General features: G+C 66.1%; 3 protein-coding genes and 2 pseudogenes. All 5 read left to right on the forward strand.

Going from position 1 to position 3,133, the window contains the following annotated elements; translation table 11 throughout:
• Positions 1 to 328: pseudogene (locus A2J03_RS31325) on the forward strand (hypothetical protein); the annotation flags it as partial.
• Between the two features lie 161 nt (positions 329 to 489).
• Positions 490 to 957, forward strand: a complete 468-nt coding sequence (locus A2J03_RS26435) for a DUF1707 SHOCT-like domain-containing protein (RefSeq protein WP_068380240.1) — start codon at positions 490 to 492, stop codon at positions 955 to 957.
• Between the two features lie 51 nt (positions 958 to 1,008).
• Complete coding sequence (hemL, locus tag A2J03_RS26440; RefSeq protein ID WP_068380243.1) at positions 1,009 to 2,331, forward strand: glutamate-1-semialdehyde 2,1-aminomutase; 1,323 nt, start codon at positions 1,009 to 1,011, stop codon at positions 2,329 to 2,331.
• Between the two features lie 2 nt (positions 2,332 to 2,333).
• Positions 2,334 to 2,996, forward strand: coding sequence for a histidine phosphatase family protein (locus A2J03_RS26445; protein ID WP_442971416.1), 663 nt, complete (start codon positions 2,334 to 2,336; stop codon positions 2,994 to 2,996).
• A gap of 7 nt (positions 2,997 to 3,003) precedes the next feature.
• Positions 3,004 to 3,133, forward strand: a pseudogene (locus tag A2J03_RS30770) (TlpA family protein disulfide reductase); the annotation flags it as partial.

Here is a 3,133-nt window from a genome sequence, read left to right on the forward strand (position 1 = left end):
CTTGCAGGCCGAAACGCGCATGGGCGATGCCGCCTCCTCCCGCGATGAGCTCGACGCCGAGTACGCGCGCGCCAACAAGATCGATCCCGACGTCAAGCGCAACGCGCAACCAGGCGGAGCAGGCGAGGCATCCGCGGAGAAGTTCGCGACGCCGAACGACGCCCGCACTGCGCCCGACACGCGCACTGCACACGACGCCCGCACTGCGCCCGACACACGCACTGCACACGACGCGCCCACTGCCCACGACGCGCGTCACGCTCAGGCCGATCAGGCGCACACCAACCCGGTGAAGCCGGGGGAGGTTACCGAGCGTCGCCTCCCGTAGCGCGATTGCGAGACTCCCGTCGGCATCGGGCCCTTTGACCAGGGCCGGTTGTCGGCGGTTTTTTCTGTTCGCAGGTTGGTACGAATGTAAAGAGCTGAAGATGTCGGCGATAGGGGATAACCTGACAATTCGGATACCGATCGGTACGTCAGGAGTGCGAGATGAGTTCCGATATGGAGAAGCTGCGCGTCGGAACCGCCGAGCGCGAGGCGACTGCGCAGCTGCTCGGAACAGCGATGGCCGACGGCAGACTGACGCTAGCCGAGTACGAGGAGCGGCTCGACGCAGTGTGGCTGTCGGCAACTAGGGGTGAGTTGGCCCGGGTAACCGACGACCTGCCTGCGTCACCCGTATTCGTAGCCCCCGAAGATTCCGAATCGAAGGTCCTCGCGAAGTCCAAGGACGCCGCGGAGTGGCGTGAGTACTTCGACGAGTGGCGTTGGTGGTTCGGTGGCGCCATCATCATGACCGGAATCTGGGGCTTTCAGTCCATTTCCGACGGTGAACTGACCGGATACTGGCCGATGTGGCCGCTCGGCGTCTGGGCGCTGGTTCTGGTCGCGATGATCGTCATGCCGGAGGACGAGGACGACAAGGCGAAGAAGGACAAAAAGCGCAAGAAGAGCTGATTATTACGCCCTGTAGTTGGCGAGATCGGCAAACCTGGGACACTGGGGTTCGTGACTGTATCCACCGGCGACGACGCCCCGATTTCGGCCCAGCTTTTCGAGCGCGCGAGCGCGGTCATTCCAGGCGGGGTGAACTCGCCGGTGCGTGCCTTCCACTCGGTCGGAGGTACGCCGCGCTTCATCACCGAGGCCAGCGGCTACACGATGATCGACGCCGACGGCCACAGCTACGTCGACCTGATCTCCTCGTGGGGTCCGATGATCCACGGACACGCGCATCCGGTCGTCGTGGACGCGGTGCAGAAGGCGGCGGCAACAGGCCTGTCGTTCGGCGCTCCGACCGAGCGTGAGATCGCGCTCGCCGAGGAAATCGTCGGTCGAGTAGGCCCGGTCGAGCAGGTTCGCCTTGTGAATTCGGGCACAGAGGCAACGATGAGCGCCGTACGCCTCGCGCGCGGTTTCACCGGTCGTACCAAGATCGTCAAGTTCTCCGGCTGCTATCACGGCCACGTCGACGCACTGCTCGCCGACGCGGGATCCGGACTCGCCACCCTCGGACTGCCCACGTCGCCGGGTGTCACGGGCGCACAGGCGTCGGACACCATCGTCGTTCCCTACAACGACCTCGACGCGGTCACCGCGGCATTCGCGGCGCACCCGGGCGAGATCGCCTGCATCATCACCGAGGCCGCCGCCGGGAACATGGGCGCGATCCCGCCCGTCCCGGGCTTCAACGAGGGACTTCGACGCCTGGCCACCGACAACGGTGCGCTGCTCATCATGGACGAGGTGATGACAGGCTTCCGTGTCAGCGCCGCAGGGTGGTACGGCATCGACGGCGTTGCCGGCGACCTCTACACGTTCGGCAAGGTCATGTCCGGCGGGTTGCCCGCAGCCGCGTTCGGCGGACGCGCCGACATCATGGCCTACCTGGCACCGGCCGGACCCGTCTACCAGGCGGGAACGTTGTCGGGTAACCCCGTCGCCGTCGCAGCGGGGCTCGCCAGTCTGCAGCTTGCGGACGCGTCCGTCTACGAGAAGCTGCAGAAGAACTCCGAGCGTCTCGGCGGACTGCTCGGTGACGCGTTGACCGAGGCTGGAGTTCGTCATCACGTGCAGTTCGCAGGCACTATGGTGAGCGTGTTCTTCTCCGACGGACCCGTCATCGACTACGCGGGCGCAAAGGCGGCCGAGACGTGGAGATACCCGGCGTTCTTCCACGGCCTGCTCTCGCGTGGCGTGTATCCGCCGCCCAGCGCGTTCGAGGCGTGGTTCGTGTCCGCGGCTCTCGACGACCGTGCTTTCGAGATCATCGCCGACGCACTTCCCGACGCCGCTCGTGCAGCGGCCCGAGCAGAAGCAGGAACCAAGTGAGCATCCCCGACTCCAGTGATCTCCACCCGCATCAGGCGACGCGGACGATCGTCCATGTGCTGCGGCACGGTGAGGTGCACAACCCGAAGGGCATTCTGTACGGACGCCTGCCGGGCTTCCGCCTCTCGGTGACCGGGCAAGCGCAGGCCACCGCCGTCGCGAATGCTCTTGCTGGACACGACATCACGCACGTCGTCTCGTCTCCACTTCAGCGTGCCCAGGAAACGGCAGGTCCGATCGCGAAAGCGCACGGCCTGCAGATCGCCGAGGACGAGAACCTCATCGAGGCGGGCAACGAGTTCGAGGGTCTGCGGGTAGCCGTCGGCGATGGCGCGCTCCGGCGTCCGCGTCACTGGTGGAAGTTGCGCGACCCGTTCACCCCGTCGTGGGGCGAGCCCTACCTGCAGATCGCGCACCGCATGCTGGCTGCAGTGAATGCTGCGCGCGTCGCAGCGGTCGGGCACGAGGCCGTCTGCGTCAGCCATCAGCTACCCGTGTGGACGCTGCGTCGGTTCCTTCAAGGCGAGCGCCTCTGGCATGATCCGCGGCATCGCCAGTGCGGCCTGGCATCGTTGACCTCGCTGGTCTACGAGGGCGACACCCTCGTCGACATCGTCTACTCCGAACCCGCCGGCGCCAGCGACCCCCGAGTCTCCGGGGCCTGATATACCGATGCGCACGTTTCTTCTGTCCGCAGCAGCTGCTCTGTCGGCGCTGACGCTCGTCTCCGGATGCGCGACGGGTACCGATGCAGTGGCAACCGGCGGAACGTTCGATTTCGTCTCACCGGGTGGCCAGACCG

Source organism: Rhodococcus sp. EPR-157 (assembly GCF_001647195.1).
In the GTDB taxonomy this organism is placed as follows: domain Bacteria; phylum Actinomycetota; class Actinomycetes; order Mycobacteriales; family Mycobacteriaceae; genus Rhodococcoides.

Excerpts from the sequence above, each read along its gene's own strand:
- A2J03_RS26435 (WP_068380240.1), top strand. The coding sequence starts at position 490 with ATGAGTTCCGATATGGAGAAGCTGCGCGTCGGAACCGCCGAGCGCGAG.